Below are 26,088 nucleotides of genomic sequence, written 5' to 3' on the forward strand. Positions count from 1 at the left end.
AGCAACTAATAATGTCTCAACCTGAAAGTTTCGATGTCATTGTGATCGGCGCGGGTCCATCCGGTGCTATTTCATCTGCGCTGTTGGCACAAAAAGGTTATTCCGTTTTAATGTTGGAACGCGAACAATTTCCGCGATTTTCCATCGGCGAAAGTTTACTGCCGCAGTGCATGGCTTTTATTGAAGAAGCCGGCATGTTGCCCGCCGTGCGGGCAGGTGGGTTTCAATTCAAAAATGGTGCTGCGTTTTATCACAATGACAAGCACACGCACTTTGATTTCACTAAAAAATTCTCGCCAGGGCACGGCACCACTTTTCAAGTACAGCGCGCTCACTTTGACAAAATTCTGGCCGATGAAGCAGAACGCTTTGGCGTTGACTTGCGCTATCGCCATGAAATTACTGCTGTAGATATCAACAGCGAACAACCGCGCGTCACCTACCGCACACCCGAAGGTGAAGTGCGCGAAGCCACGGCAAAGTTTTTGTTAGATGCCAGTGGCTTTGGGCGCGTGTTGCCGCGCCTGCTTGATCTCGAATATCCCTCCGATTTCCCTGTGCGCCAAGCCTGCTTTACCACCGTACGCGACAACATTACCGACGAGAAATTTGATCGCAATAAAATTTTAATTACCACACACCCTGTACACCGTGACATATGGTACTGGACAATTCCGTTTTCTAACGGCCAATGCTCCATGGGCGTTATCGCGCGCCAAGAGTTTTTCTCTGCTTACTCAGAAAATCTGGATGAGCGCGTGATGCAAATCTTCAATGAAGACGCTTATCTAAAAGAATTATTGAAAAATTCAGAAATTGTACGAAATGCCATGCAAATCACCGGCTACTCCTGCAATGTTAAATCACTACACGGCAAGGGCTTCGCCCTGCTCGGAAATGCAGGCGAATTTTTGGATCCTGTATTTTCTTCTGGCGTTACCATCGCCATGAAGTCAGCCAGCTTGGCAGCTGCATTATTAGATAGGCAGTTGCGCGGCGAAACCGTGGATTGGGAAGCTGATTTTGCTACACCGCTGAAAAAAGGCGTCAAAACATTTCACACCTTTGTCAGCGCATGGTACGACGGCCGTTTTCAAGACGTTGTTTATCACGACAAACACAACGACGACATCAAAGCCATGATTAGTTCTGTGCTTGCCGGTTATGCGTGGGATGAAAATAACCCCTATGTCAAAGACAGCGAACGCCGCATGAATGTGTTGGCGGAAATTTGTCGCACAACATGAAGCCGGTTTTATCGGCGCTGGGCATACTCAACGCCCTAGGCGACAGCAAACAAACTGTGCTGGATAATTTTTTATCTGGCACAGCAAACGGCATGCAGAAAAATGAAGCGATGTGGACAGGCAAAGTTACGGCAGCACTGCCTGCCATACCTGAAGCATTGGCACAATTTAACTGCCGCAACAACCGTTTATTGCTGGCTGCGCTCGCGCAAATACAAACAGAAATTGACACGGCGATTACACAGTACGGCGCGCCGCGCGTGGCGGTTGTGATCGGCTCCAGCACTTCCGGCATTGCCGAAGGTGAAGCGGCGCTGGCTGAAAAACTCTGCAACGGGACTTGGTCACTAGATTTCGATTATCGCCAGCAAGAAATTGGCACGGCAGCCGAGTTTGTGGCGCGTTTTCTTGATCTCACTGGCGTGGCGATGACGGTTTCTACCGCCTGCTCCTCCAGTGCCAAAGCGTTGGGCAGCGCGCGCAGTTTATTGGAAATGGATTTATGCGACGCGGTGATTTGTGGCGGCAGTGACTCGCTGTGCCAATTAACCTTGCAAGGCTTTTCTGCGTTGGAGTCCGTTTCGCCGCAAGTGTGCGAACCGTTTGCCGAAGGACGCGATGGCATCACCATCGGCGAAGGCGCTGCATTATTTTTAATGCAAAAAAAATCCGATAACGCCAACGCCATTATTTTTTCTGGAATTGGTGAATCCGCCGATGCGCACCATATTTCTGCACCACATCCAGATGGCATAGGCGCAGAGGCTGCTATGCGCGCTGCGTTAGCCGATGCCAAGATGCAGTCAGCCGATATTGCCTACATCAATTTGCACGGCACCGCGACACCGCTCAACGATGCGATGGAAAGTGCAGCCGTGACGCGTGTGTTTGGCAATAACACGCCGTGCAGCTCTACCAAACCGCTCACCGGCCACACACTGGGGGCAGCCGGCGCCACCGAAGCGGCGCTGTGTTGGCTTTTGCTTTCGGATTTAAATACAAAAAAAATCTTACCTGCGCAGTGCAATCAAAAACCGCCAGATGCTTCTCTGCCACCGATTGCCATTGTGCGCAGCACGCAAGCACTGCCGCATACAAAAAACCTGTCCATGTTGAGCAACTCCTTTGCCTTTGGTGGCAGTAATGCGGCGGTTATTTTGTCGAGGCAGGCATGACAGAAAATACTTTTGATTTGGAAATATTGCTACCACATCGCGCACCGATGATTTTGCTCTCGCGCGCCGTGGATTACAGCGATGACTTCGCGCAAGCGGAAGTACTCATCACCGAGCAATCCGCTTTTTTTGATGCCGCGCTCGGCGGCGTACCCACTTGGGTGGGCATGGAATACATGGCGCAAACCATCGGCGTTTGGGCGGGGCATCAACAGCTATCCAACAACAAACCCGTGCAAGCGGGATTTCTGCTCGGCTGCCGCAGCTACAGCTGCAACAGCGCCGTTTTCCCAATTAACAGCACACTGCAATTATCCGCTAAACCCGTTTACACCGATGACACAGGTCTAGGCGCATTTGATTGTGAGATTCGCGGCGATAACATTCTTGCCACCGCGCAAATTAAAGCGTTTCGCCCAGAACAACCGCGCAATTTTGTGCGACCTTTTTCACTGCAACAACCTACAGGAATTTCGCCATGACACGCAGCGTACTCGTCACCGGCTCCAGTCGCGGCATCGGTCGCGCTGTGGCGCTCGCTCTCGCGCACAGTGGTTTTGACATTGTGTTGCACTGCCGCACGCGCATGGAAGAATTACACGCCGTGCGCGATGCCATCGCAGCACTCGGTCGCCAAGTGCGCTGTTTACAATTTGACATTGCCAACCGCGAACAAACACAAAGCGTTTTATTAGATGATGTCGAAAAACACGGCGCTTACTACGGCGTGGTGTGCAACGCCGGCATCACGCGCGACAACGCTTTTCCCGCTATCAGCGGTGAAGATTGGGATGCAGTGATTCACACTAACCTAGACGGTTTTTACAATGTCTTGAACCCGCTGGTGATGCCAATGATTCGCGCGAAAAAAGGCGGACGCATTGTGGCGATGTCGTCGGTGTCTGGCGTGATGGGCAATCGTGGACAGGTAAATTACAGCGCCTCCAAAGCCGGCTTGATCGGCGCGTGTAAAGCCTTAGCAGTGGAATTGGCATCGCGAAAAATTACCGTCAACTGCGTTGCGCCTGGTTTGATAGAAACAGAAATGGCGATGGACGCACAAGTGTTAGAGCACGCACTGAAAATCATTCCTGCCGCACGCATGGGAACCGCCGATGAAGTGGCGAGCTTAGTGGCGTATTTGTTTTCGGATGCCGCTGCCTACATCACGCGGCAAGTGATTTCCGTCAACGGCGGCATGACAGGTTAATGCGATGCAACTGATGCTGTTTATCCTCGGCAGCGCGCTGCTGATTTTTATTTCACGCCGCAATTTGCATGCGGTTCGCTCACACGGTTTTTATCGCCTGCTTGCGTGGGAGTGCATGTTGCTACTGTTGCTGCGGCAATATCCGTTTTGGTTTGTCGATCGCTTTGCGTGGTATCAGTGCCTTTCTTGGCTGCTGTTGTTTACCTCTATTCCCGTGCTGGTGTTGGCTGTGCGCGGTTTAAAGCAGGCAGGCACCGATCAACAAGCGCGTACCGATACCACCCTGCTGGCGTTTGAAAAAACGGCGCAACTCATCACGCACGGTATTTATCGCCACATTCGCCACCCCATGTATAGCTCGCTGTTGTTGCTGAACTGGGGATTGTTGTTCAAGCAGCCGTTCTCGGTGTTGAACATCGCGCTCGCGCTCGCCGCCACGGTGTTGTTGGCACTGACTGCGGGACAAGAAGAGCAAGAAAATCTCGCCTATTTTGGCGCGGCTTATGGCGATTACATGACGCGCAGCAAGCGTTTTCTGCCAGCGCTGTGGTAGAACTGCTACACCGAGTTTCACTGGTTACAATAAGCATCCTTTGCCAATCTCGAATGCGACACCGGATACCCGCATGAGCACCCCGCACACTTCCAATACTTTGCCGCGCCGCGTGGTTGTCACTGGCATGAGTGGCATCACCTCGCTGGGGCAGGATTGGGCAAGCATCGAAGCGGCACTGCGCGCGGGACGCACCGGCATTCAGCGCATGGACGACTACGCCAAGATTGATGGCTTGATGACGCAACTGGCCGGCCCCGTCCCCGATTTCGCCCGTCCCGCGCACTACTCGCGCAAACAAACCCGCGGCATGGGGCGCGTAGCGTTGATGGCCACCCGCTGCACGGAGGTCGCATTGGAACAAGCGGGCTTACTGGGCGACGCCAGCATCCAAGATGGACGCATGGGCGTAGCCTACGGCTCCTGCAATGGCAGCACCGACGCCACCATCGACTTCGGGCGTTTGTACTCAGAAAACTCCACGCGCGCGATGACGGCCACCACCTATATTGAAATGATGAGCCACACCTGCGCTGTCAATATTGGCCTGTTCTTTGGGCTGAAAGGTCGCGTGATTCCCACCGCCAGCGCTTGCACTTCCGGCAGCCAAGGTATCGGCTACGCCTATGAAGCCATCCGCTACGGCATGCAAGATGCAATGGTGGCCGGTGGCGCGGAAGAATTGTGCGCAGCGCACTCCGCCGTATTCGACACCCTGTTCGCCGCCAGCCTGAAAAATGACACACCGAGCAAAACACCGCGCCCATTCGACCGCGACCGCGACGGCCTAGTCATCGGCGAAGGAGCCGGCACCCTAATCTTGGAAGACTTGGAACACGCGCAAGCGCGCGGTGCCACCATCCTCGCGGAAATTGTCGGTTACGCCACCAACTCCGACGGCGCGCATATCACCCAGCCCACCGCTGCCACCATGCAAGTGGTGATGGAACAGGCGCTGGCCGATGCCGGTTTGCCACCTTCCGCCATTGGCTATGTCAACGCACACGGCACCGCCACCGAGCACGGCGACATTGCCGAAACCACGGCCACGCACGCCGTATTTGGCTCGCGCCTGCCAATCAGCTCGCTGAAAGGCAACTTCGGTCACACGCTAGGCGCTTGCGGTGCCTTAGAGGCGTGGCACAGTATCGAAATGCTCAACAGCAACTGGTACGCCCCCACCGCCAATTTAAACAATCTGGATCCGCGCTGTGGCGAGTTGGATTACATCACGGGTGGCGGCCGCACGCTGGATAACGAATACATCATGAGCAACAATTTTGCTTTTGGCGGCATCAACACTTCCCTGATTTTTAAACGCTGGAACTGATTTTTGTTATGCAAATCCTGAACAACTTTATTCTGCGTTACATTCGTTTTTTTGAAATGCTCGGTGTGCTGATGCGTATTTTTAGTTTCAGCTTGGTGAGTTGGATGGGGCCTGCCAGCCCGTTTATGTTTGTGTGGGTCGTCAACACCATTGATGCAGCCATTCTTTCTTGGTGTTCCGTATTGCGCAAAGATGCCGCCTATTCACTGCTGAACACTTTCTGGATTGCAGTAGGCGTGGTAGGCATACTGCGTGCGGGCAACTTTATCCCTCAGTAAATAAAACCACATGACACGAGGTTTCACGATGAGAAAATTTTTGAAAACTTTATGCGCAACAATAATCGTTGGGCTATCTAGCGCAGCCTTTGCACTGGATGCATCCGAACAGCGCTATGTTGAGATGCTCAGCAGCGGCAGTATGGGCAGTGTAAAAGCCGCATCACAAGATATTTTCAACACCGGCGAAGACAACCCTGCGGTACTTGATCATTTAGCCGAAGTGCTGCTGCAAAACTATGCCAACGCACCAAACGGTCATATTGATGCACTGTCATGGGCCGCAAAAGCCTTGGGCAAATCGCGCAACCCGCGCTATCGCGACACACTGAACACGATTGCCAGCAGCAACGCCAATAAAAAACTGCGCAAATACGCCAGCCAAGCGTTAGAAAACTTGAGCAGTAGCGGCGTGCCGCAATACAAACGCGGCAGTGTTGCTCCGGTAAAAAGTTCAGGTGGCCGTGCGTCTACCTCCTCCGCACAAAGTCGCAGCGCGACCACCACCGGCGCAGGACTCAGCGCCGTCAAAATCGGCATGAGCATGGCAGAGGCTTATGCTTTAGCGGGTGAACCTACATCCAGCACCGGTCATGTCACGGGCAAAGCGTGGATTCCGTTCAATTTCAAAGGCTCAGATACTTTGCGCCAATACTCGCTGTACAAAGGTAAGGGACGCATTATTTTCACCAATCGCTCGCACTACGATCGCTCTTGGCAAGTATACGAAGTGCAAATTGATACCAGCGAACCTGGCTACCCTTGAGCCGATTTTCAACATTGCATGCGCATGATGACCACTGACCCTGTCGTACCCGATTGGCGCAACATAGAGCTGCCGGACACATGGCCGGACAAGCTCAACCTACGCCATCCGCGTGATCTGTGGCGTTTTATACAAAACTTGCTGGGCTGGAATATCCAGCCCATCCAACTGCCGCACGATTTACCGTTTGCAGAAAAAATTCCCAAATACATTCTGCAAGAGTTTCACAACTTACCTAACGGCAATTATTCACGCCGTTTTACACGCGGCTATATCACCGGCTTTAATAAAGTGATGCTCGGTGAAATTGGGAAAAGCCACGCCAAAATTGCCGCACAACTCATCCAAGACTCAGCGGTGCGCGCAGGTAGCGCGTTAGATGCGGGCTGCGGCGGTGGCGGCTTGGCCGGCGCATTACACCAAGCGGGTGTAAGCGAAGTGTGGGGCTTGGACCCTTCTCCCTATTTGTTAAAACACGCTGCACAGGATTGGCCATCGGTTAATTTTGTACACGGTATTGCTGAAAATACCGGCTTTCCTGATGCGCGTTTCAATGCCATCACCGCTTGCTTTTTGCTGCATGAAATTCCACCGCGCTACATTGAACAATGTTTGCAGGAATGGGCGCGCATTTTAAAACCCAAAGGTTGGTTGGCGTTTTGTGAACCATCACCCCTTCAAATTCAACAAAAACCACTCACGCTGCTGCGCAAATACGGCTGGCGCGGTTTGTACTTTTATGTGCTAGCAAAAAAACTGCACGAGCCTTTTTTGTTGGCTTGGCACAAGCAAGACATTCCCGCCTTACTCAAACAACACGGCTTTGAAGTGGTCAGCCATGAAATCGGTGTACCCATGCGCCATGTCTTGGCGCGAAAAATTGCGTGAATGCCATCACTGCCATGCAAGTTGGCTTTACTTATCCCAACGCCGCACAAACGGTGTTGCATGATGTCTCCATCACTGTGGCCACCGGCAGTTGTTTTGGATTACTCGGGCCAAATGGCGCGGGCAAAAGCACTTTGCTGGGATTGCTGACTGGCATCCTACCGTTGCAACAAGGTGAAATTCTTTTCAGTGATGCCGCACGCCATCACATCGCGCTCACGCCACAAGACTACGCTTTCTATCCCAGCTTAACCCTGCAAGAAAACCTCACCTGCTTTGCCGGCTTGTACGGTTTAACTGGCGCACAAAAACAAACACATATCGATTTCGCCGTGCACGCCTGTGGTCTAGAAGAGCACTTGCACAAATGCGCCGCGCAATGTTCTGGCGGTGTGCGCCGCCGTTTAAATCTCGCGATCAGCCTACTGAACCAGCCAAAGATTTTGTTTCTCGACGAACCCACGGTCGGCATTGACGCCCAATCGCGCCACTTCATCCTCAACACCATTCGCCAGCTGCAACAAGACGGCATGACGATTATTTACACCTCACACTACATGGAAGAAATTCAAAGCATTTGCGATGTGTTGGCGATTATCGATCACGGAAAATTATTGCTACAGGATACGCTGGCTAATATCTTGCAACGCGCAGAAGCACTCCCTGTGACAACAGAGAAAAAAAACGCGCAGCGACTGGAAGATTTTTATCTGTCACTCACCCACACCGCGCTGCGTGATTGAGATGACAGCCCTACTCGCTATCATCAAAAAAGAATTACTGTTGCTTGGTCGCGACATCCACGGTTTGCTATTGCTGTTTGTGATGCCGATGGCATTTATTCTGATCATGTCACTGGCTCTGCAAGAACAATTCTCTAACAGCGGCGCCAAAAAAATTCTTGTGCAACTCAACAAACCCACGCCCGGCGCAGCCGTTGATCGCGTCGCTGTCCTGCTGCAAGAAAAAACCGTTTTTGCATGGCAAGCCACACCGGAAAAGCACACTGCCTTTGTATTGACGCTCACGCAGCAAGACGATGGTGTACACGCGGATGTCTTGGTTGCGCCCGATACCAATGCGCAAACCGAAGCGTTGTTCACTGCCGCTGTCAACGAAGCGCTGTCACGGCAGCGCATGGAATCTTTGCTGATCACACTCAACATGCAGCAAGCCTTGCGTGGGGAAACTGCTGTCGATAACAACACGCCGCCGAACAATGCGCTCACGCTGCACTACAACTATCAAACTGCACAAAACACTGTGCGCCCTTCTGCTGTGCAACAAAATGTTCCCGCGTGGTTAGTGTTTGCGATGTTTTTTTCTGTGGTGCCGCTATCCAACACCTTAATAACAGAAAGACAGCAAGGCACGCTGCGCCGCTTGCGCACACTGCCAATATCCCCAACATTGCCCATCATCGGAAAACTGATACCGTATTTTTTTATCAATCAAATCCAAGTGCTGTTGATGTTGGCGGTGGGTGTGTATGCCATGCCGCTATTCGGTGCCGATGCGCTCACTTTGGGCAACTCTTTATTGGGATTGCTGTTGATGTCAATTGCACTCAGCGCCGCTGCACTCGGTTACGGCATTTTGATTGCGGCGCTGGCGCGCACTACCGATCAAGCCACCACACTGGGCGGCGTGGGCAATATTTTGCTCGCGGCCTTGGGCGGCATTATGGTGCCGCGTTTTGTGATGCCAGAAACCATGCAACGCATCGCCGATTGGTCACCGATGGCGTGGGGCTTGGAAGGTTTTCTCGATATTTTTTTACGCAACGGCTCTGCCTACGATGTATTGCCTGAAGCCGGTTCGCTCCTGCTCTTTGGCTGTGTCACCATAGCACTCGCCATGCACTTACAGAAAAAACCAACGCCATGATTGATCGCGACACACTAAAAAAAGCATTGAAACAACTGATTGTGGTGGAGTGCGACAAAGACATCGCACCGGAAACGATTGCTGATGATGCCGTGTTGATCGGCGGCGACTTGGCGTTGGATTCTCTCGACGCACTGCAAATTGCAATGGCGATTAAAACACAGTACGGCGTGCGCATTGAAGACGGCCCCTCGGCGCGGCGCGCGATGCAATCGATCAATGCACTCGCCGACACCATCTTGAACTATCAAGCCGACTGAGCACACGCTGTTTTATGTCGCTGGCTGCCACCGATTCCGCCTGTTTTCTCGCCGCCGGCATCGTCAGCGCGCTCGGCATCGGCATAACGGCCAACCTAGCCGCCTTACAGAATGCGCCCACACCGCCACAATTACTGCCGCGCACACTGGGCAGCGCGCAAGAAACAGTGCCTTATAAATTATTGGCAGATGTGGCGCTGACAGACATCGAAACACGACTCTCACGCAGCCTTGATCTCGCCATACAACAAGCGCTGGACGGTGCCAATTTGAGCACACGCGAACGGCGCGAAATGGGGCTGTTTGTCGGTTCATCATCGTTCGATATCTCTGTGTCCGAGCACTGCTATCAACAAGCACGACTGGTGCGCGGTGCGGCAATTCCGCTCGACGGTTCGCCTTCGTTTGGCAAGCTCGCCGACACGGTGCGCAAACGCTACGGACTGTTCAGTCCAGAATTCAGCTTCAACACCGCCTGCACCAGCAGCGCCAACGCGCTGTGGTACGCCTCGCGCTTGCTCGCCACCGGCACGATTCGCCATGCACTGATCATCGGCGTGGAATTGATCAATGATGTCACTGCGCTCGGCTTTCACGGTTTGGGATTGCTCACACCGTCCGTTATGCGCCCCTTCGATAGAGCGCGCAACGGCTTGGTGCTCGGCGAAGCCGTGAGCGCATTAATACTGGGTGCGGGCGACGCGAGCGACTTCCGTTTATGGGGAGGCGCGAATTTGTGCGACACCAACAGTATGTCGGCCGCCAATGCCGATGGCTCTACGGTGGCAACCGTGATTCGCCAAGCATTGTCCGAAGCGGGTATCACCCCCACAGACATCGGCAGCATCAAAGTCCACGGCACAGCGAGCTTGCTGAATGACGAAGCTGAGGCTGCTGGTTTACTGCAAGTGTTTAAGCAGATGCCGCCGGTGTGCGCGCTCAAGCCTTTTCTCGGTCACACCCTCGGTGCTTGCGGTCTGAGCGAGTTGATTCTGATGTGGCAGGCGCTTGCGGCTGAAACACCTTTTCTGCCCGCTACGCCCGGTATCGGCAACGATGCGAGCGAGTTGGGACTAACACTCAATCAAACCCACATCACGCCGAGCAATGATACTTGCCTGCTCAACTACTTCGGCTTCGGCGGCAATAACACCGCCTTGGTGATGGGGCGCGGCAGACCGAGAGGCAAGACCGCATGAAAATCCTTGCCCACGGTCATTACAGCGCCGCGGTTCACGACGATGCGCTGCCGCCGCTCAAAACACTGGTGAAAGACACGACCGGCGAAGCCGTGCGGCGCGTGGGGCGTTTTATTCAGCTCGCGTTGATTGGCGCAGGTCGTTGCTTGCAGCAGCAAAGTGCGCCGGCAGATACCGCGGTGTATCTCACTTCCGGTCGCGGCGATTTAGAAACCACGCTGGAAGTGCTCTCACAAATGATAGAGCACGGCCTGCCACCGAAACCGCTCACTTTTATCAACACCGTGAGCAATTCCGCGTGTTTTTATGTTGCCAAACAATTTGCACTGCACGGGCGCAGCCAATTTGTCACGCGCTGCTACGCACCGCTGGAAAGCGCACTACAACTCGCCGCGCTGGATTTACAAACTCACGCTGTGCAAACAGCTTTGGTCGGCTCGGTGGATATTTGCACGGCACCACTCGCTGATCACCGACAGCGCATCGGGGTCGCCGCCGACACACGCGTAGGTGAAGGCAGCCACTGGTTTTTGTTGGCACAAACTAATGAAGCCAACGCCGCTTTGGCGCAGATAGATCACATCACCTCGTTCATCGATCGCAACGCACTCACGCACTGGTTACAACAACACAGCACCGCAACAGCAACACGTGCACTGGCTTGCGGGCAACATACCGACGCCGAGACAGCACACTGGTTGCAAACGCACATTGCACATCAACATTTTTTCACAACAGACAACACGCCGTGGTACGACAGCCATTGCGGCAACACGCTAGGCCAGTTTTTACAACAAAAACCTGCGCAAACTTTGTTGCATATCGATAGCGATGCCGATGGTCGCTTCAATGTTTTACAGGTGTCGCTATGAGGCGTTTTGCCGCATGTCTCACGGCAGTATGGATGTTGTTACTGAGCGCCTGCCAACACGCGCCTGAGCCGTTGCCATCCAACATGATTGCCATTGCAGATGGCATCACCCTGCAGCTCACGCTGCCAGAAAAAAACTTTACTGCCACCCAAAAAATTACCGCGCGCTATCGCAACCCGCAGCGCGACTCATCATCTACACAAGAAACGCAACACACGCTGTTGATGCAAGTGCAAGCCTCACCGCAAAACATTGTGCTGGCAGGGTTAGCGCCCAGTGGCACGCGCTTGTTTAGCTTGCAGTTTGATGGCAACACAACGGAAGTTTGGAAATCGCCGCTGTTCTCTCTGCAACAAATCAATAGCAACACTTTCGATGCGCGCTACGCACTGGCTGATTTTGAACTAACTGCATTCGAGCACAACGCGCTGCAACGCGCACTGTCGCCGGACGCACTGCTGATTGATACCGTAAAAAACGGCGTGCGGAAGCGCGAATTGCAGCGACGCAATGGCGAAACGATTATCCACATTGAATACCGCGCCACCCAAACAGAATACTGCCACCGCGAACGCCACTACTGTTTGCTGATTGAAAACTTACCCTGAGGAGTGCGCCATGAGTGATCCACTCTTACCCGTCAGCACCAGCACCGATATCGACATTCCTTTTCAAGATATCGATGCGATGGAAATTGTCTGGCACGGTAACTACCCGCGCTATTTAGAAATTGCCCGCTGCGCACTGCTGGATTGCATCCATTACGACTACCCTGCGATGCGCGATTCCGGCTACACCTGGCCCGTGATTGATATGCGCATCAAGTACATCAAGCCCCTGCATTTCAAACAACGCATCCGTGTACGCAGTGAAATCAAAGAATACGAAAACCGTTTAAAAATTGATTTCCTTATTACCGATGCCACTAGCGGTGAAAAACTGTGCAAGGCCTACAGCATACAAGTAGCCGTCGACATGAAAACGCAGGAAATGTGTTTTGTCTCACCACCGATATTGTGCGAAAAACTGGCGGCCTATCAGCAGGCCAAACACGCCATCAACCAAGAACCCAAATCAGGAACACTGGCATGAAGCTCTCCTCACATTTTCTTGCCGGTTGCGCGTTTTTTTTAGTCTTACTTGTCGCGCCCTACCACGCCGCCCACGCCGCCCACGCCGCCCACGCCGATGACACCGCCTTGCGCAACACGGTTCTGAGTGCATTAGCTAAACAGAAAAATCGCCACTTCCATTTTGTGCAAGAAAAAAAACTGGCGATGCTCGACAAGCCGTTGATTACCGAAGGCGAGCTGTTGCTGGATGAGCAGCAAACCGTGACTTGGGATATAAAAAAACCGTTTGCACTGCGCTATGTACTCACGACCACCAGCATTCGCGAAATTGACGCACAAGGTGAACGCACCCTGCAAACCGGACAAAACCCACTGGCAGCAGCTCTCACCCAAGCGATGACCGCCACTTTCAGCGGCCAGTGGAAAGAAGACAGCACACTCGCTACTATTACCGCTACCGGCAATAAACAACAGTGGCAATTACACATCACACCGCGCGCCAGCGAATTGCAAACACTGATTCAAACCATGACGGTGGATGGCACGCAGCAAACCATCAACACTGTCACCATTGTAGAAAGCAACGGTGATCGCGCGGTAATTCACTTGCGCACACTTTCACAATGATTCGCACAAACCACAACATCAACAACCGCGTGAAATCATGGTGGCTGCGCCTGTGGTTGGTCGTGCTCACGGCATTAGGTAGCGCCGCTTTTTTTGGCATGGTGAGCGATATTTGGCCCGGCATACCCGTGCGCAGCAATATCATGGAGTTACTGCCTTCCTTGCGTGATGACGCCGTTTTGCGCGACGCATTGCAACGCAGCAATCGCGCTTTCAGCCAAAAACTGTTGATTTTGGTAGGCGATAGCGACGAGAAAAATACCGTAGCGGCAGCAGAAAAAGTCATCGCCAGCATTCAACAGCAAGATTTTTTTTCATCGCCAATGACGGGCATCCCACTGGAGCAAGCCAAACAAATCGGGCAATTTTATTACCCATGGCGCGCCGGCTTACTCAGCACACAGCAACAACAATGGATGACTAGCGGCAATTTTTCTGCCTTAGAAAAACAATTAACAGAAACGCTTTACAGCCCCGTGAGCGGCATCAACACCGCCATCCTCGGCAATGATCCGCTGCTAACTTTTTACCACTTCATGCGCAGCCTGCCCGCCGCACAGGGCAACATCCAGAGCGTAAACGGGCATTTGCAAGTGCGCGGCGACAACAAAATTTTTCGTGTGATGATTGTCGACATCAAACCCGATGTGTTTGATATGGCCCTGCACCCGCGTTTCAGCGCATGGCGCGACACACTGCAACAATCACTACAACAACAATTTCCGCAATCGGAATTGTTATTGATGGGTGCCGTGCAACACGCCGTATGGGGAGCGAATAGCGCCAAGCGCGAAGTCGCCATTGTTGGCAATGGCTCGCTACTCGGTATTATTTTGCTGATGGTGATCGTGTTTCGCGGTACACGCGCCCTCTTTGCATCGCTCTTGCCGTTGGGTGCCGGTGTTTTTGCAGGACTCGTTGCCACCCTGCTGTGCTTTCGTGAAGTGCATATCATCACCTTGGTGTTTGGCAGCAGCGTGATTGGTGTGGCGATGGATTACAGCCTGCACTACCTCACCGAACACTACAAAGACAGCAGCAAACTCAGCAATACGCAGTGCCTGCGCCGCGTTTTCCCCGGCATCACCATGGCGATGATTACCAGCGTCATCGCCTATGCCGCTATCGGTTTTGCGCCGTTTCCTGTGTTGCGACAAATTGCTGTTTTTTCTTGTGCGGGTTTGTTTATGGCGTGGCTCACTGTGGTGAGTTTTTATCCCAGCCTGTTAGCGCCTGTTCAATTTAGCCATCCGCGCTATTTGCAGTGGAGCGAAAAAACCGATCATTTTTTGCGTCATTTATTTGATGGTCGTTGGCGCCGCGCCTTGTTAATCATTGCGGCATTGGCAATGCTTCCTAGCGTTTTACAAATACGCGCCAATGACGATTTGCATCTCCTGCAAACGCCGGACCCCAACATCACTGCCATGGAAAAGCGCGTGCAAGCACTCACGGGCTTGCAGCCCAGCACACAGTTTTTTCTACTCGAAGGCAATACGCCAGAGCAACTACTACAGCGCAGTGAACAATTGCAGACTTGGTTAACACAAGCACAACCCAACGCCACACTCGATAGTTTGACGGGGTATCTGCCCTCACAAAAAACACAACAAGAAAACTTTTCCGCACAACAAAAACTGTATAAAAATTTCGCCCCGCACTGGCGCGACACACTCGGCTTATCCGAGAGCACCATCACGCCAGCAGCTGCATTGTTTCAGCAAACACCCACACGCTGGCTTGGCATGGATGACATCAAAAACTCTCCGCTCACCATCACGCTGGAGCGATTTCAACTCACCCAAACGGAGCGAGGTTGGATTGCCACCGCTTTCGTGCACAACAGCGCAGACATCATCGCGCTCAAACAATACGCCACCGAACACACTGGCGTGCATTGGATGGATCCTGTCAGCGATATCTCGCAATTGTTTCATCACTACCGCGAACAAACTGGCTGGATGATGTTGATTGCCTACGCCGTGATCGCTGTGTTGTTGTGCTGGCGCTACCGCTTTGCGCAGGCGTGGCGCGTAATGCTGGCTCCTGCGCTCGCTGCGTGGTTCACGCTGGGTTTACTCGGTTACGCAGGCGTGGCGCTGAATTTATTTCATGTGCTCGCGCTGTTATTGGTATTGGGCGTTGGTATCGACTACAGCATTTTCTTCGCCGAAAGTGATACGCAGCGCGACACCACCATGCTGGCTGTGCTGCTATCTACAGCCACCACTTTGTTATCTTTTGGTTTGCTTGCTCTCAGCCAAACCGCCGCGATCAGTTCTTTCGGCAGCGTGATTAGCATTGGCTTAGTTTGCTCGCTGTTGTTTTCACCGCTGGCGCAACACCATCGCTTTACAAAACAATCTGCAGATAAAAATTAACGACTGTATTGCGCCAACAAATTCCACGCCGCTGCTTCACGATCGGCGCATCCGTTCAGCAACTCATTTAACAAACGCACATCCATCGGCTCGCGCCCTTTGCACATCTTGCTGGCGCGCAGCGCAAACAAACGCCAGTGGTCACCCGCTTCCGTCATTGCTGTTGCCGCTTCTTTTAACGAAAGGCTATTTAATAAACGCGAAGCTTCACGCAAAAATGCCGCGTAAATAAAACGAAAACCTGCGCCGCCCGTGCCGATCTCTTCCTGCATACGCACAATATGACCGAGATACAGCGGCAGGTATTGCGCGCGTTTTTCTGCATCGCACTCCAACTTCAGCAATTGCTTACCCATATAACGAATACCGCGCACACCGACAAACGGTAGCGGCGCGCCCGTCATCACCCGTACATTGCGTTTAATCGCAGCGGGAATGGCTTTTTCATAATCCACGGATGACGGCAAGTGCGTGGGAAAATACTGCAAACCCTTTGCCGCCAGCGCGCCTTTAGCAAAGCGCGCTTTCATCAGCGCGGCGCGATCACAACGCACCGGCGTTTCAAACACCGGATCGCTGATTAAATACTCATTACCTTCTCTACCGTACACCACAATATTGTGGGCATTGAAATGAAAACGCATGCCTTCGGGAAAATACGGCAACCAAAAAACGGAAGTTTGTAAACCGACAATCTTTCCTGCATCCAGCGCAGCATCCAACGCATCCATACCGCGTTCAGCGCTGCTAAAAGTTGAAAATGCCATGCGCGCGCCGGTACTTTTTTGCACACCGCGAATAATTGAACGCGGCGGCATGCGATACGCCACCAAGGGCAAGCCGGAAATTTTTACTAATGGGATCAACGCAAAACTCGCTGCTGCCGCCAAACCGAAGGCCATCGGCTCACTCATCGGTAAGCCGTGATGCGTAAGCAGGGATGACATCACACCGCTTTCACAATGGGCCGACTGTTGATGCGTAAACGCGGTCACGGCTGTCGCTCCAGCGTTTTTAACACGCGTGTTTCGATGCCGAGCGCCTCGGCATAACGCTGCAATAGCTTTTCTGACAGCCGCGCATAAATCGCAGGGCGAAAATGGCGACGAATGCGCCAGCGAAATACGCCGCTGGTTTGCGAAAGCAGCGCGAGATCCATGCGGCGGTACACCATGTAATACTCCAGTGGCGAAGTTTCTCCGCACTGCGCGCGCTGCCACGCGGCTTCTTGTTGCTGCGCCAATAAATCCAAGGCGGAATCAGTAGCCAGTGTTTCCGCTTCCCAGCCCGTCGATGTCACACCCACATAATCACCACTCTCATTAGTGGCATACAGCAACTTGCGATGACCACCGTAAGTGTGGCTGTTATCTTGCGGCACCTGCGAGTGATCCACGCTCACACCACCGTCAAATGCATAAACGCGGTGGAAAAACGCCCGCTCTCCGGCACATAACACAACAGGCGCTCACCTTTTTGTAAACGCTCACTGCGAAATAAGGCATTCAACATGATGTAGATAGAAGCCGAACCGGTATTGCCGCAAGTGCTGAGATTGGTAAACCAGCGCGACTGTGGAATATCTAAACCCACACGCTGCAAACCAGCCTGCACTTTGTCGCGAAAAAATTGCGACGAGTAATGCGCAAGAAAATAGTCAATGTTTTCTGCTACCAAACCGTGCTTGGCAATCAAGGTTTGCAATGGCTTTTCTACTGTGTAGTTAATCACCTGCTCATTTAGCAACTTCACATCTTGCTTAACGGCCATCACAGAATCTTGCTCGCGCTGCGCGGCAGAAAATGTGCTGCCAACCTTGCAGCGTGCCGTCGGCATTTTCACAGCGCCAGCATACAGCAAGTTTCCATGTCACCGGCGTAGGAAAGCACCTCCAACCAATCCACACGCAGCGAAAACCCTTGCGCGGCTGGCTTATTTTCTAACAGCACGGCACCGGCACCGTCAGACAACATCCAGCGCAAAAAATCTTTTTCAAACGCCAATTCCGGCTGCTTCTCTAAAGCCTCTACTTGGCTGTCTATTTCTGCTGCAAAATTTTCTGCACGCATACTCGCTGACGACAATTCCGAACCCGTTGCCACAGCGCACACACTGTCACCACTGCGCACAGCATTCAGTGCGTAGCGCAACGCCGACATCCCCGCCACACAAACACCGCTGGTACTCGCCACATCACAGGCCGACAAACGCAATTCACCCTGCACCATGCTGGCGTGCCCTGGCATCAACTGATCAGCAATTGAAGTGCCGCAGGCCAAACAATCAATCTTTTTTTGCTGTAGCGACAACGCGCGCACGGCTTCCGCCGCCAATTGCGCATTGCTGTGCGTGAACTGCAAAGTATTAGGGTCAATGGCGTAATGACGACTCACAATGCCATTGCTGCGCAAAATCGTGCGCCGCGCGCGCGAAGGTTTTGCACCCACTTGACCGAGTAGGCGCTCCATCTCGTCATTGCCCACTGGCGCATGCGGCAAAAAAGCAGCAGTAGCAGTGATGTAAGCCGTGTGCGTCATGGCAACCACTCCTCACCAGACGGCTGCGCAAAATACTGGCGCTGCTGCGCAATGCGTGCGCGCGTGAAAGGCGCTAACAAGCGCTTAATCACTGCTGAGATAGGCACTACGGTTAAAATCATCGCCACCAAAAAAATAATGTACAAGCACAAAACGGTTTGGCGCAGCGGCGATGTTGCATCACCCAAGGCTCGCAATAATTTTCCCCAAATTACAAAACTGCGGCGCGCAATTTTTTCCGAGGCAATTAATCGTTCGTTGATGGTCACCGCACCCAAACCTTTCAGCATAGGCGCATTATCTTCTGTGGCTCGCACAGGCAGTTGTGCGGCAATCGCTGCGCCAAAACGCGCGGTGGCTGCAATGTCAGCCGAAGGAATACCCGCTGCCGGCACACGGCCGTCGAGAAACGGGCCTCGCTTGCCGGTCAACATCCACAGCGGTGTAGAAATAAATGTCGCGGCTGGATGCGCACGATCCACCAAAGCAATATTGTCGATCAAACGCGCGCCCAAGTTGGCGAGTTTTTCTTTCATCACTTCTTGCGCCATCAGCCACATATTGCGACAGGCAATGAGCGTGATAACCGGTTTATCGCGCAATAAATTTGCCGCTTGCTCGCTTTGCAAAAACGCCATCATCGGTTGCGCGGGTGACAAAAACCAAACCGAATACGCCAAAATCACCAAATCAAAGTTTTCTTTTGTGCTGACTTGTAGTGGATGCAAAGGCGCGGGGCGCTCATGCACTGTTTCAGGAAAAGTATTAAAAAAATTGCAGGAAAGGCCACGGAAAAGGATACGGCGTTTGCGGTTGTAGCCATTCAAATACCACTTCAATACTGTTTGATGTTTGCAAAGGTGCGGTGACTGCGCGCACCACATCGGCAAGCTGCCCCGCCTGTGAATAAGCCACCACCAGCACGCGTTTTTTCATCGCGCCGCCAACAACACATTGCCTTCCGCAACGCGCCGCCCATCACACAGACACACAAACCGCGCTTGCGCTTCTTTCACCGCCGCCCATTGCACTTCGCAGGTTTGCTCTGGCAATACCGGCTGCAAGCATTTCAATTTACGAATACCACACACACGAAAAGTTGGCAGTGTCGATTTTGCACTGGTAAGAATGTGATCCAACAACACCACCCCCGGCACAACAGGGTTGCCAGGAAAATGTCCGGCGAGTGAAGGATGATCGGCAGTAATACGAAACAACATCGGAAATCATCAGAAAAGTTATCGCTGAATTATAATACGAGTCTTGTATCAACCCACTCACTGCAAGCTGAACAGGAATTTTTGTGCCACTGCATGATATCGACATCGCCTCCTTGATTCCCCACGCCGGCAGTATGTGTCTGCTCGATGCTGTTGATACTTACGATCAGCAGCGCATTGTGTGCAGCGCCAGCAGTCATCGCGCCACACACAACCCACTGCGTCACGCGGATCAGTTGTCGGTACAGGCCGGTATCGAATACGCCGCACAAGCCGTGGCGGCACACGGCAGCTTACTCATGCGCCAACAGAACCCACAGGCTGCACCGCGCGGCGGCATGATTGCCGTCTTGACCGATGTGCGCTGGCAGGTTGAACGACTGGACACAGTGAGCGACGACCTCACCATCAGCGCAGAGCGTTTGGCCGAGCTGCCACAAGGCTTGCAGTACCGCTTTGTCCTGCACGCTGAACAACAAGAATTGTTATCGGGTGAAATGATTATTGCGCTGCAAACCGTGGAGAGCGCCGCGTGAGCAGCGCTGTGTCTTGCTCACTGCTGCACTGGGCGAGCTGGATGCCAGGTGTGGTATCTGCTGCCGATTGGCAGGCGTGGGCAGCGGGGACACTGCGCTCCGCCGATTACGGCGAAAGTCCTGCGGTCGATTTCATCCCCGCCATGCAGCGCCGTCGGTTGTCGCGGCTGTCGCGCTTTGCCTTGGCCGCCGCGCACGCCTGCGTGGACGAGCCTCGCGATCTGCCTACCGTGTTTGCCTCGCGTCACGGCGAAATTCACCGCACCGTCGGCTTGCTCAAGGACTTGGCACGACAGGAACCGCTGTCGCCGATGGCATTCAGTTTATCCGTGCACAACACTGCCTCTGGCCTGCACTCCATTGTCACGGGCAATACCGCGCCTTCAACCGCTATTGCTGCGGGCGCAGACACCCTGCCCATGGCGCTCATCGAAGCCATGGGTCAACTGCAATATCACGAGCGCGTGCTGCTGGTGTACGCCGAAGAGCCGCTGCCGGAGGATTACCGCACCTTCGCCACAGACTGCGTGCCGCTAGGTTTGGCGCTGCTGCTCGGTCGCTCTGGCACAGCACACGCACCACAACTTCACCTCAGTATGGAGCCTACGGCGAGCAACACAGTCGTCGAACACAACACACTGCCTTGGTTGCGTTGGCTTGTCGCCAGCACAGGCGAACTCCACACCAGCGGCGAACGCTTTACATGGCAGTGGACATGGCAAAAACCCTGATGCACACCCTCAGCGCTCGGCTCGACTGGCTCTGGCGCGTACTCGCCACCGGCCACTGCTTTGCCTTGTTATTCGGTGGCGGTTTTTTGCTGGCGATTAGCGCACTGCCTGTTACGCGCTGGTTCGGTCGCACGCCAGAAGAAAAAGACGAGCGTGCTCGCCGTCTCATCCATCACACTTTTCGTTTTTATCTCTGGCAGATGCAGGCACTGGGCTTGATGACACTGGTGATACGCGGTCGTGAACATTTGGCGCAGGCGCGCGGCAAATTGGTGGTGGCCAATCACCCGTCTCTACTGGATGTGGTGATTTTGATTTCGCTGCTGCCAGACTGTGATTGCATCGTCAAAGGCAGCTTGCGCCGCAGCTTGGTCAGCGGCGTGATACGCGCCACCGGCTACACCGATAACAGCAACGGCGATCTGATGCTCGCGCGCAGCTCGCGCAGTTTGGCAGCGGGTTTCCCTTTGATCGTTTTTCCCGAAGGCACACGCAGCATACCTGGGGAGCCGCTCGTGTTTCAGCGCGGAGCAGCCAATATCGCCATCCGCTGCAATGCAGATGTTTTGCCGGCGCTGATCACTGCAGATCCGCCTACCCTGCTCAAAGGAGAGCCGTGGTATAAAATACCTCCGCGTCGCCCCGTGTTCACAATCACTTTTTTTCCAGCGATCACCACACAAGATTACGCAGATAAAGCGGTTTCTCCAGCTTTAGCCACACGACAATTCAACCGATTTTTGCTCGACTTTTTTCAACAGCAACTACAACACTGAAACCACAACACTAACGGAACAGCATTCGCATGTCGGATTTAACGCTTGAAATCAAACAACTCATTATTGACTGCTTGGATTTGGAAGACATTACTCCTGCCGACATCGACAGCGACGCGCCGCTGTTTGTTGACGGTCTAGGTCTAGACTCTATTGATGCGCTGGAACTTGGCCTGCATATCCAGAAAAAATATCACATCAAGCTGGATTCTAACTCTGAAGATACGCGCAAACATTTTGCTTCCGTCAATGCACTCAAAGCCTTGATTGAAAGCCAACAGCCATAACACCACAAAAAACCGCAGAGAATTTTTTATGACGCGCGACGACTTGTTTCAAAAACTGCAACAAATTCTGTTTGATAATTTTGAAATTGCACCAGAAAGAATCACCCCAGAATCTAACCTCTATGCCGAATTGGAACTCGACAGCATTGATGCTGTGGATTTGGTGATTCAAGTGCAGGAACTCATCGGCAAAAAAATAGGTCCCGATGAATTCAAAGCGGCGCGCACCGTCAATGATGTGCTCGATGTGGTAGAAAAATTGCTGGCCGCACCACAAACCTGACCCATGCCTACTGCGCTGCTGGCTGTACTGGCACTGATTTACCCACTGCTGGTCTACTACGGCCTGCTGCATTTTTCAGCGCAACGGGTGAGCTTGGCTCTGGCGGCTATACTCGTGCTACGTTTTTTGCTACTGCGCAAAAAACTAGGGGGGCAATTACAAACCTCGCTATTGCCTGCCCTGCTACTCGCTATCGTCTGCGCGTTGATTTCTGCTCTACTCAACCACGCAGGCGCGCTGAAACTCATCCCCGTTGTTATCAACTTAGCATGCTGCATTGGCTTTGCCAGCACGCTGCGCTATCCACCTTCCATGATTGAACGCTTTGCGCGCCTACATGAACCGCACTTAAGCGAGACAGCCATTCGTTACACACGACAGGTCACGGCCGTGTGGTGCGTGTTTTTTATTTTTAATGGCAGCATCGCGCTGTACACCGCGTTGTTTTGCGAAATGAAAACTTGGGCGCTGTACAACGGCTTGATCGCCTATGTCTTGATGGGTGCACTGTTTGCCGTCGAATACCTCGTGCGCCTGCGCGTAAAAGCGCGCGAACAACAGCAATAATTTTTGCATGACACTGCACAGCCTCGCCCACTTACTCACCACACCCGCAGACCATACGCGTGTCGCGTGGGAGGGCAGTTGCCAATACACCCGCGCCGATTTTTTGCACGGGGTTGCGCAAAAACACCAAGCTCTGTTGTCGCGCCACGAAAAACGCTGGCTATTGCACAATGACAACAGTTATCACTTTGCTGTGAATTTTTTTGCTTTACTCGCAGCCGGCAAGCACATCGTGCTGCCACCCAATGCGCAAGCCGGCACGCTGGCTGCACTCAGCAATTTTTTTGATGCCGACTTCACTACGCTTGCAACAACAGACATAACGAACACCGATGCAACGACACTGCACAACATCACCTTGGATGTCGATGCACTCACCGTCACGCTACTCACTTCCGGCAGTACCGGCACCGCAAAAGCGATCACGAAAACCCTGCGCTGTTTGGATGCAGAAATTCAAACACTGGAAATGTTGTGGGGCAAAACGCTGGAGAATGCTGCAGTGTTTACCACGGTTTCGCATCAACATATTTACGGTCTGCTGTTTCGCCTGCTGTGGCCGCTGTGTGCGGAACGCCCTTTTGCCGCTACAGCACACAGTTACCCCGAACAGTTAGTCGCAGAACTGCAACAACAGACACGCACGGTATTGATCTCCAGCCCTTCGCAACTGAAACGCTTTCCTACAACCATTGATTTGTTCACGCTCAAGCAATCACTGTGTGCCGTTTTTTCTTCTGGCGGTCTTTTGCCTACTACAGCCGCACAAGATTGGCAGCAGCGTTTAGGAAAAACGCCAATCGAAGTTTTAGGCAGCACCGAAACCGGCGGCGTGGCATGGCGACAGCAAACCACCACTGAGACCCCGTGGCAAACACTGCCCGAGGTGAACATTTCTATAGATAGTTCGCAGCAATTATTGGTGCAATCACCTTTTACTGGCGAACAAAATGCGATTGCAATGGGAGATTGCGCCACGCTGATCGACACACAACATTTTCATTTGCTCGGCCGCGCTGACCGCATCATTAAACTGGAAGAAAAACGCTTGTCCTTAACCGCGATGGAGCAATGCCTACAAGCATCGCCACTGGTAGATGAAGCCTGCGTATTAGCCTTACCGCAGACACCAAACCGTTTGGGCGTGGTTATTCGTTTGCGCAACGCGGGAAAAACAATTCTCAACCAGCACGGCAAACAAGCCGTAGTGCAGCAATTGCGTGAACAGTTACACGCGCATTTCGAACGCGTGCTGCTGCCGCGCAAATGGCGTTTTACTGATGAACTGCCTACGGACGCGCAAGGAAAAGTTTCACACACGGCACTGGCAGCTCTTTTTTTTGAACAAAACGAAAACATTCGCATACTCAGCAACAGTGCCGATCAGCGCGTATTGCAAATACATTTTGCACCGAATTCTTCGCACTTCGCCGGCCACTTTCCTGAATTGCCGATTTTGCCTGGTGTGGTGCAGTTTGATATCGCTGTACGCGAATGCTGCACTTGGTATGCACTCACACAATTTCGCGGCATCGAAAAATTAAAATTTTCTGAACCCATTGTGCCCAACGATACCGTCACCCTCTCCCTGCAACACCTAGGCCAAGGGCAGGTGCAATTTAGTTACACACTCGACGAACAAGCACTATCATCGGGGCGTATTATTTTTGAACCGTAAACAGGAGCGGGCTATGAGCAACGACAACAGCACCAATGACCCAGAAAATATTCTCGGCTTTATGCAAGATCATATTTGTCGCTATCTCGCCACCGATGGCGAAGACGGGCATTTGATGAACGGTTTTCCCTGTTTGGTGCTCACCACGGTGGGAAAAAAATCCGGCGAAAAAAGACAAGCCGCGGTGATCTACGGCAAACACGGCGCGAGCCATGTCATCGTTGCCTCTAAAGGCGGCAGCAATACACCGCCAGCTTGGTTTGTAAATTTGGCAGCCAGCGGTACAGGGCATATTCAAGTCAAAGCGGAAAAAATCGATGTAAAAATGCGCGTAGCGGAAGGCGCAGAACGCGCACAACTGTGGGACATGATGACAAAAATCTTCCCCACCTATCTTGAATACCAACAAAAAACCGCGCGTACCATTCCGGTGGTGGTGTTAGACCCCGTGTAAGTATTCACCAACGGGTGTATGCTCGAAGTCATCCCTTTTTCATCAAGGAGCACAGCATGAGACCGATCAAAAAAATGCGCGGTGTAAATCTTGGCAGCTGGTTGGTATTGGAAAAATGGATGGTGCCGAGTTTGTTTGAAGGTATGGCCGCCACCGATGAAACCACTTGGTGCGCGGAACTCGGCTCTGCTGCCACTGAAAAATTGCGCGCACACTGGGACACATGGATTACTGAGCAAGATTTCGCTTGGCTCGCGGCACGCGGCATCAACACCGTGCGCATTCCTCTCGGTCACTGGATTTTCGGCGCGGATTATCCCTACCACCCCAAATACGAACCCTATCTGCACCCGTTTGTTACGGGCGGCATCAATGTGCTGGATCGCGCGTTTGATTGGGCGGAAGCGCACAACATCGACATCATGCTCGATTTACACGCCGCCGCCGGCTGTCAAAACGGTTTCGATAACGGCGGTATGCACGGCGTGTGCGAATGGCGCACCAAGCCAGAATACTTCGACCATTCCCTCAGCGTGCTGGAACGCTTAGGCGCGCGCTACCACAACCGCAAAGCCTTGATTGCGATTGAAGTATTGAACGAGCCGCGCTGGGATGTGCCGACCGATTACCTCAAGCGTTACAACGAAGCGGCCTATCACGCGATACGAAAAAATTGCGACCCAGAAAAAATTGCCGTGGTGTTTCATGACGGCTTTCGCGACTTCCGCGAATACTTAAGTTTTATGCAAGCACCCGAATATCAAAATGTTATTTTTGATATTCACCGTTACCAGTGTTTTGCGCGCGAAGATATCGACATGGATATTTACGGCCATATTCAAAAAGCGGCGATTGAATGGAAAAACGAAGCCGATGCCATCAACAGCGAACTCAAGCTGCCCACGATTTGCGGCGAATGGAGTTTGGGGCTGGATTTGAAAGTGGTGTCGCTGTGGGCAGAAGGGCCGTACAACCACGCGTTACAACACATGGACGGCTTCCAGGAACACACCGCGTTTCGCGCTTACGCCGCCGCGCAGTTAATGGCGTTTGAAAAATATCGCGGCTGGTTTTTCTGGAATTACAAAACCGAAACCACCGCCGCGTGGAGCTTCCGCGCCAGCGTGGAAAACGGCTGGTTACCCAGCCATTTCAACGGCGAGCGCGTGACACGAGATGGCGAGTAGGGACGACTGATCGCGGCAAAATGCCGCTCCTACAAATCAACACACAACCCCGTAGGAGCGCCACCTTGGCGCGACTGAAAAGCGCA

Annotated in this window: 30 protein-coding genes and 2 pseudogenes; 27 read left to right on the top strand and 5 right to left on the bottom strand. The window is 52.9% G+C overall.

Features of this window, described 5'->3' with window-relative positions; all coding sequences use genetic code 11:
- Positions 1-11 precede the first annotated feature (11 nt).
- The 18 genes from IPK30_02605 to IPK30_02690 all read left to right on the top strand — a co-directional run bounded on the left by IPK30_02605 (position 12) and on the right by IPK30_02690 (position 15,746).
- Positions 12-1,247 carry an NAD(P)/FAD-dependent oxidoreductase gene (locus IPK30_02605; protein ID MBK8102206.1) on the top strand — a complete coding sequence of 412 codons (1,236 nt, stop codon included), beginning with the start codon at positions 12-14 and terminating at the stop codon, positions 1,245-1,247.
- Positions 1,244-2,422: a beta-ketoacyl-[acyl-carrier-protein] synthase family protein gene (locus tag IPK30_02610; protein MBK8102207.1), complete on the top strand. Its 1,179-nt coding sequence runs from the start codon at positions 1,244-1,246 to the stop codon at positions 2,420-2,422. The genes IPK30_02605 and IPK30_02610 overlap by 4 nt, the downstream gene beginning before the upstream one ends.
- A complete protein-coding gene (locus tag IPK30_02615; protein MBK8102208.1) occupies positions 2,419-2,904 on the top strand; it encodes a hotdog family protein in 486 nt (161 codons plus the stop codon). The genes IPK30_02610 and IPK30_02615 overlap by 4 nt, the downstream gene beginning before the upstream one ends.
- A complete protein-coding gene (gene fabG, locus IPK30_02620) occupies positions 2,901-3,632 on the top strand; it encodes a 3-oxoacyl-ACP reductase FabG (GenBank protein ID MBK8102209.1) in 732 nt (243 codons plus the stop codon). Before IPK30_02615 ends, fabG begins: the two co-directional genes overlap by 4 nt.
- A gap of 4 nt (positions 3,633-3,636) precedes the next feature.
- The gene (locus IPK30_02625) at positions 3,637-4,185 is read left to right on the top strand and encodes an isoprenylcysteine carboxylmethyltransferase family protein (protein MBK8102210.1); all 549 of its coding nucleotides are present in this window, start codon (positions 3,637-3,639) and stop codon (positions 4,183-4,185) included.
- Between the two features lie 73 nt (positions 4,186-4,258).
- Positions 4,259-5,515, top strand: coding sequence for a beta-ketoacyl-ACP synthase (locus IPK30_02630; GenBank protein MBK8102211.1), 1,257 nt, complete (start codon positions 4,259-4,261; stop codon positions 5,513-5,515).
- Positions 5,516-5,586: 71 nt separating this feature from the next.
- Entirely contained in the window at positions 5,587-5,793 is a 207-nt protein-coding gene (locus IPK30_02635) for a hypothetical protein (GenBank protein MBK8102212.1), read from the top strand.
- 40 nt (positions 5,794-5,833) lie between these two features.
- Positions 5,834-6,559: a hypothetical protein gene (locus IPK30_02640; GenBank protein ID MBK8102213.1), complete on the top strand. Its 726-nt coding sequence runs from the start codon at positions 5,834-5,836 to the stop codon at positions 6,557-6,559.
- Positions 6,560-6,583: 24 nt separating this feature from the next.
- Positions 6,584-7,447 carry a class I SAM-dependent methyltransferase gene (locus IPK30_02645; protein MBK8102214.1) on the top strand — a complete coding sequence of 288 codons (864 nt, stop codon included), beginning with the start codon at positions 6,584-6,586 and terminating at the stop codon, positions 7,445-7,447.
- Positions 7,448-7,461: 14 nt separating this feature from the next.
- Positions 7,462-8,190 carry an ABC transporter ATP-binding protein gene (locus IPK30_02650; GenBank protein ID MBK8102215.1) on the top strand — a complete coding sequence of 243 codons (729 nt, stop codon included), beginning with the start codon at positions 7,462-7,464 and terminating at the stop codon, positions 8,188-8,190.
- Position 8,191: 1 nt separating this feature from the next.
- A complete protein-coding gene (locus IPK30_02655) occupies positions 8,192-9,334 on the top strand; it encodes an ABC transporter permease (protein MBK8102216.1) in 1,143 nt (380 codons plus the stop codon).
- Entirely contained in the window at positions 9,331-9,594 is a 264-nt protein-coding gene (locus tag IPK30_02660; GenBank protein MBK8102217.1) for an acyl carrier protein, read from the top strand. The genes IPK30_02655 and IPK30_02660 overlap by 4 nt, the downstream gene beginning before the upstream one ends.
- Before the next feature lie 14 nt (positions 9,595-9,608).
- The gene (locus IPK30_02665) at positions 9,609-10,793 is read left to right on the top strand and encodes a beta-ketoacyl synthase (protein ID MBK8102218.1); all 1,185 of its coding nucleotides are present in this window, start codon (positions 9,609-9,611) and stop codon (positions 10,791-10,793) included.
- Positions 10,790-11,665, top strand: coding sequence for a hypothetical protein (locus tag IPK30_02670; GenBank protein ID MBK8102219.1), 876 nt, complete (start codon positions 10,790-10,792; stop codon positions 11,663-11,665). The genes IPK30_02665 and IPK30_02670 overlap by 4 nt, the downstream gene beginning before the upstream one ends.
- A 32-nt stretch (positions 11,666-11,697) precedes the next feature.
- The gene (locus IPK30_02675) at positions 11,698-12,273 is read left to right on the top strand and encodes a DUF3261 domain-containing protein (GenBank protein MBK8102220.1); all 576 of its coding nucleotides are present in this window, start codon (positions 11,698-11,700) and stop codon (positions 12,271-12,273) included.
- A 10-nt stretch (positions 12,274-12,283) separates the two neighbouring features.
- Complete coding sequence (locus tag IPK30_02680; GenBank protein ID MBK8102221.1) at positions 12,284-12,757, top strand: acyl-CoA thioesterase; 474 nt, start codon at positions 12,284-12,286, stop codon at positions 12,755-12,757.
- Positions 12,754-13,365 carry an outer membrane lipoprotein carrier protein LolA gene (locus tag IPK30_02685; protein MBK8102222.1) on the top strand — a complete coding sequence of 204 codons (612 nt, stop codon included), beginning with the start codon at positions 12,754-12,756 and terminating at the stop codon, positions 13,363-13,365. The genes IPK30_02680 and IPK30_02685 overlap by 4 nt, the downstream gene beginning before the upstream one ends.
- The gene (locus IPK30_02690; protein ID MBK8102223.1) at positions 13,362-15,746 is read left to right on the top strand and encodes an MMPL family transporter; all 2,385 of its coding nucleotides are present in this window, start codon (positions 13,362-13,364) and stop codon (positions 15,744-15,746) included. The genes IPK30_02685 and IPK30_02690 overlap by 4 nt, the downstream gene beginning before the upstream one ends.
- Here the strand turns inward: IPK30_02690 and IPK30_02695 are convergent.
- The 5 genes and pseudogenes from IPK30_02695 to IPK30_02715 form a co-directional block, all read right to left on the bottom strand.
- The gene (locus tag IPK30_02695; GenBank protein MBK8102224.1) at positions 15,743-16,741 is read right to left on the bottom strand and encodes a BtrH N-terminal domain-containing protein; all 999 of its coding nucleotides are present in this window, start codon (positions 16,739-16,741) and stop codon (positions 15,743-15,745) included. The genes IPK30_02690 and IPK30_02695 overlap by 4 nt on opposite strands.
- Positions 16,738-17,142, bottom strand: a complete 405-nt coding sequence (locus IPK30_02700; GenBank protein MBK8102225.1) for a hypothetical protein — start codon at positions 17,140-17,142, stop codon at positions 16,738-16,740. The genes IPK30_02695 and IPK30_02700 overlap by 4 nt, the downstream gene beginning before the upstream one ends.
- Before the next feature lie 2 nt (positions 17,143-17,144).
- A pseudogene (locus tag IPK30_02705) lies at positions 17,145-18,283 on the bottom strand (beta-ketoacyl-ACP synthase III).
- Positions 18,280-19,219, bottom strand: a pseudogene (locus IPK30_02710) (dialkylresorcinol condensing enzyme). The pseudogenes IPK30_02705 and IPK30_02710 overlap by 4 nt, the downstream one beginning before the upstream one ends.
- On the bottom strand, positions 19,216-19,503 hold the full coding sequence (locus IPK30_02715) for a 3-hydroxyacyl-ACP dehydratase (protein MBK8102226.1): 288 nt from the start codon (positions 19,501-19,503) through the stop codon (positions 19,216-19,218). Before IPK30_02715 ends, IPK30_02710 begins: the two are co-directional and overlap by 4 nt.
- Positions 19,504-19,586: 83 nt before the next feature.
- Here IPK30_02715 and IPK30_02720 point away from each other — a divergent pair, with 83 nt between their 5' ends.
- The 9 genes from IPK30_02720 to IPK30_02760 are packed head-to-tail and all read left to right on the top strand — an operon-like array spanning position 19,587 to position 26,002.
- On the top strand, positions 19,587-20,039 hold the full coding sequence (locus IPK30_02720) for a hydroxymyristoyl-ACP dehydratase (protein ID MBK8102227.1): 453 nt from the start codon (positions 19,587-19,589) through the stop codon (positions 20,037-20,039).
- The gene (locus tag IPK30_02725; GenBank protein MBK8102228.1) at positions 20,036-20,770 is read left to right on the top strand and encodes a beta-ketoacyl synthase chain length factor; all 735 of its coding nucleotides are present in this window, start codon (positions 20,036-20,038) and stop codon (positions 20,768-20,770) included. Before IPK30_02720 ends, IPK30_02725 begins: the two co-directional genes overlap by 4 nt.
- A complete protein-coding gene (locus IPK30_02730) occupies positions 20,755-21,546 on the top strand; it encodes a 1-acyl-sn-glycerol-3-phosphate acyltransferase (protein MBK8102229.1) in 792 nt (263 codons plus the stop codon). Before IPK30_02725 ends, IPK30_02730 begins: the two co-directional genes overlap by 16 nt.
- A gap of 29 nt (positions 21,547-21,575) precedes the next feature.
- Positions 21,576-21,833 carry an acyl carrier protein gene (locus IPK30_02735; GenBank protein ID MBK8102230.1) on the top strand — a complete coding sequence of 86 codons (258 nt, stop codon included), beginning with the start codon at positions 21,576-21,578 and terminating at the stop codon, positions 21,831-21,833.
- A 28-nt stretch (positions 21,834-21,861) separates the two neighbouring features.
- Entirely contained in the window at positions 21,862-22,116 is a 255-nt protein-coding gene (locus IPK30_02740) for an acyl carrier protein (protein MBK8102231.1), read from the top strand.
- Positions 22,117-22,119: 3 nt separating this feature from the next.
- Positions 22,120-22,683, top strand: coding sequence for a hypothetical protein (locus IPK30_02745; GenBank protein MBK8102232.1), 564 nt, complete (start codon positions 22,120-22,122; stop codon positions 22,681-22,683).
- Positions 22,684-22,690: 7 nt separating this feature from the next.
- Complete coding sequence (locus IPK30_02750) at positions 22,691-24,361, top strand: acyl-CoA synthetase (protein ID MBK8102233.1); 1,671 nt, start codon at positions 22,691-22,693, stop codon at positions 24,359-24,361.
- 13 nt (positions 24,362-24,374) lie between these two features.
- Positions 24,375-24,815 (top strand): nitroreductase family deazaflavin-dependent oxidoreductase, encoded by a 441-nt coding sequence (locus IPK30_02755; protein ID MBK8102234.1) that lies wholly within the window; start codon positions 24,375-24,377, stop codon positions 24,813-24,815.
- A gap of 56 nt (positions 24,816-24,871) precedes the next feature.
- On the top strand, positions 24,872-26,002 hold the full coding sequence (locus IPK30_02760; protein ID MBK8102235.1) for a glycoside hydrolase family 5 protein: 1,131 nt from the start codon (positions 24,872-24,874) through the stop codon (positions 26,000-26,002).
- Positions 26,003-26,088 lie beyond the last annotated feature (86 nt).

The sequence above is a fragment of the Cellvibrionales bacterium genome, assembly GCA_016713115.1.
GTDB lineage: Bacteria > Pseudomonadota > Gammaproteobacteria > Pseudomonadales > UBA7239 > UBA7239.

What these genes read in the sequence shown, in the direction of transcription:
- IPK30_02605 (MBK8102206.1), top strand. Translation starts at nt 12, where the DNA reads ATGTCTCAACCTGAAAGTTTCGATGTCATTGTGATCGGCGCGGGTCCA.
- IPK30_02610 (MBK8102207.1), top strand. Translation starts at nt 1,244, where the DNA reads ATGAAGCCGGTTTTATCGGCGCTGGGCATACTCAACGCCCTAGGCGAC.
- IPK30_02615 (MBK8102208.1), top strand. Translation starts at nt 2,419, where the DNA reads ATGACAGAAAATACTTTTGATTTGGAAATATTGCTACCACATCGCGCA.
- fabG (MBK8102209.1), top strand. Translation starts at nt 2,901, where the DNA reads ATGACACGCAGCGTACTCGTCACCGGCTCCAGTCGCGGCATCGGTCGC.
- IPK30_02625 (MBK8102210.1), top strand. Translation starts at nt 3,637, where the DNA reads ATGCAACTGATGCTGTTTATCCTCGGCAGCGCGCTGCTGATTTTTATT.
- IPK30_02630 (MBK8102211.1), top strand. Translation starts at nt 4,259, where the DNA reads ATGAGCACCCCGCACACTTCCAATACTTTGCCGCGCCGCGTGGTTGTC.
- IPK30_02635 (MBK8102212.1), top strand. Translation starts at nt 5,587, where the DNA reads ATGCGTATTTTTAGTTTCAGCTTGGTGAGTTGGATGGGGCCTGCCAGC.
- IPK30_02645 (MBK8102214.1), top strand. Translation starts at nt 6,584, where the DNA reads ATGATGACCACTGACCCTGTCGTACCCGATTGGCGCAACATAGAGCTG.
- IPK30_02650 (MBK8102215.1), top strand. Translation starts at nt 7,462, where the DNA reads ATGCAAGTTGGCTTTACTTATCCCAACGCCGCACAAACGGTGTTGCAT.
- IPK30_02655 (MBK8102216.1), top strand. Translation starts at nt 8,192, where the DNA reads ATGACAGCCCTACTCGCTATCATCAAAAAAGAATTACTGTTGCTTGGT.
- IPK30_02660 (MBK8102217.1), top strand. Translation starts at nt 9,331, where the DNA reads ATGATTGATCGCGACACACTAAAAAAAGCATTGAAACAACTGATTGTG.
- IPK30_02665 (MBK8102218.1), top strand. Translation starts at nt 9,609, where the DNA reads ATGTCGCTGGCTGCCACCGATTCCGCCTGTTTTCTCGCCGCCGGCATC.
- IPK30_02670 (MBK8102219.1), top strand. Translation starts at nt 10,790, where the DNA reads ATGAAAATCCTTGCCCACGGTCATTACAGCGCCGCGGTTCACGACGAT.
- IPK30_02675 (MBK8102220.1), top strand. Translation starts at nt 11,698, where the DNA reads ATGTTGTTACTGAGCGCCTGCCAACACGCGCCTGAGCCGTTGCCATCC.
- IPK30_02680 (MBK8102221.1), top strand. Translation starts at nt 12,284, where the DNA reads ATGAGTGATCCACTCTTACCCGTCAGCACCAGCACCGATATCGACATT.
- IPK30_02685 (MBK8102222.1), top strand. Translation starts at nt 12,754, where the DNA reads ATGAAGCTCTCCTCACATTTTCTTGCCGGTTGCGCGTTTTTTTTAGTC.
- IPK30_02690 (MBK8102223.1), top strand. Translation starts at nt 13,362, where the DNA reads ATGATTCGCACAAACCACAACATCAACAACCGCGTGAAATCATGGTGG.
- IPK30_02715 (MBK8102226.1), bottom strand. Translation starts at nt 19,503, where the DNA reads ATGTTGTTTCGTATTACTGCCGATCATCCTTCACTCGCCGGACATTTT.
- IPK30_02730 (MBK8102229.1), top strand. Translation starts at nt 20,755, where the DNA reads ATGGCAAAAACCCTGATGCACACCCTCAGCGCTCGGCTCGACTGGCTC.
- IPK30_02735 (MBK8102230.1), top strand. Translation starts at nt 21,576, where the DNA reads ATGTCGGATTTAACGCTTGAAATCAAACAACTCATTATTGACTGCTTG.
- IPK30_02740 (MBK8102231.1), top strand. Translation starts at nt 21,862, where the DNA reads ATGACGCGCGACGACTTGTTTCAAAAACTGCAACAAATTCTGTTTGAT.
- IPK30_02745 (MBK8102232.1), top strand. Translation starts at nt 22,120, where the DNA reads ATGCCTACTGCGCTGCTGGCTGTACTGGCACTGATTTACCCACTGCTG.
- IPK30_02750 (MBK8102233.1), top strand. Translation starts at nt 22,691, where the DNA reads ATGACACTGCACAGCCTCGCCCACTTACTCACCACACCCGCAGACCAT.
- IPK30_02755 (MBK8102234.1), top strand. Translation starts at nt 24,375, where the DNA reads ATGAGCAACGACAACAGCACCAATGACCCAGAAAATATTCTCGGCTTT.
- IPK30_02760 (MBK8102235.1), top strand. Translation starts at nt 24,872, where the DNA reads ATGAGACCGATCAAAAAAATGCGCGGTGTAAATCTTGGCAGCTGGTTG.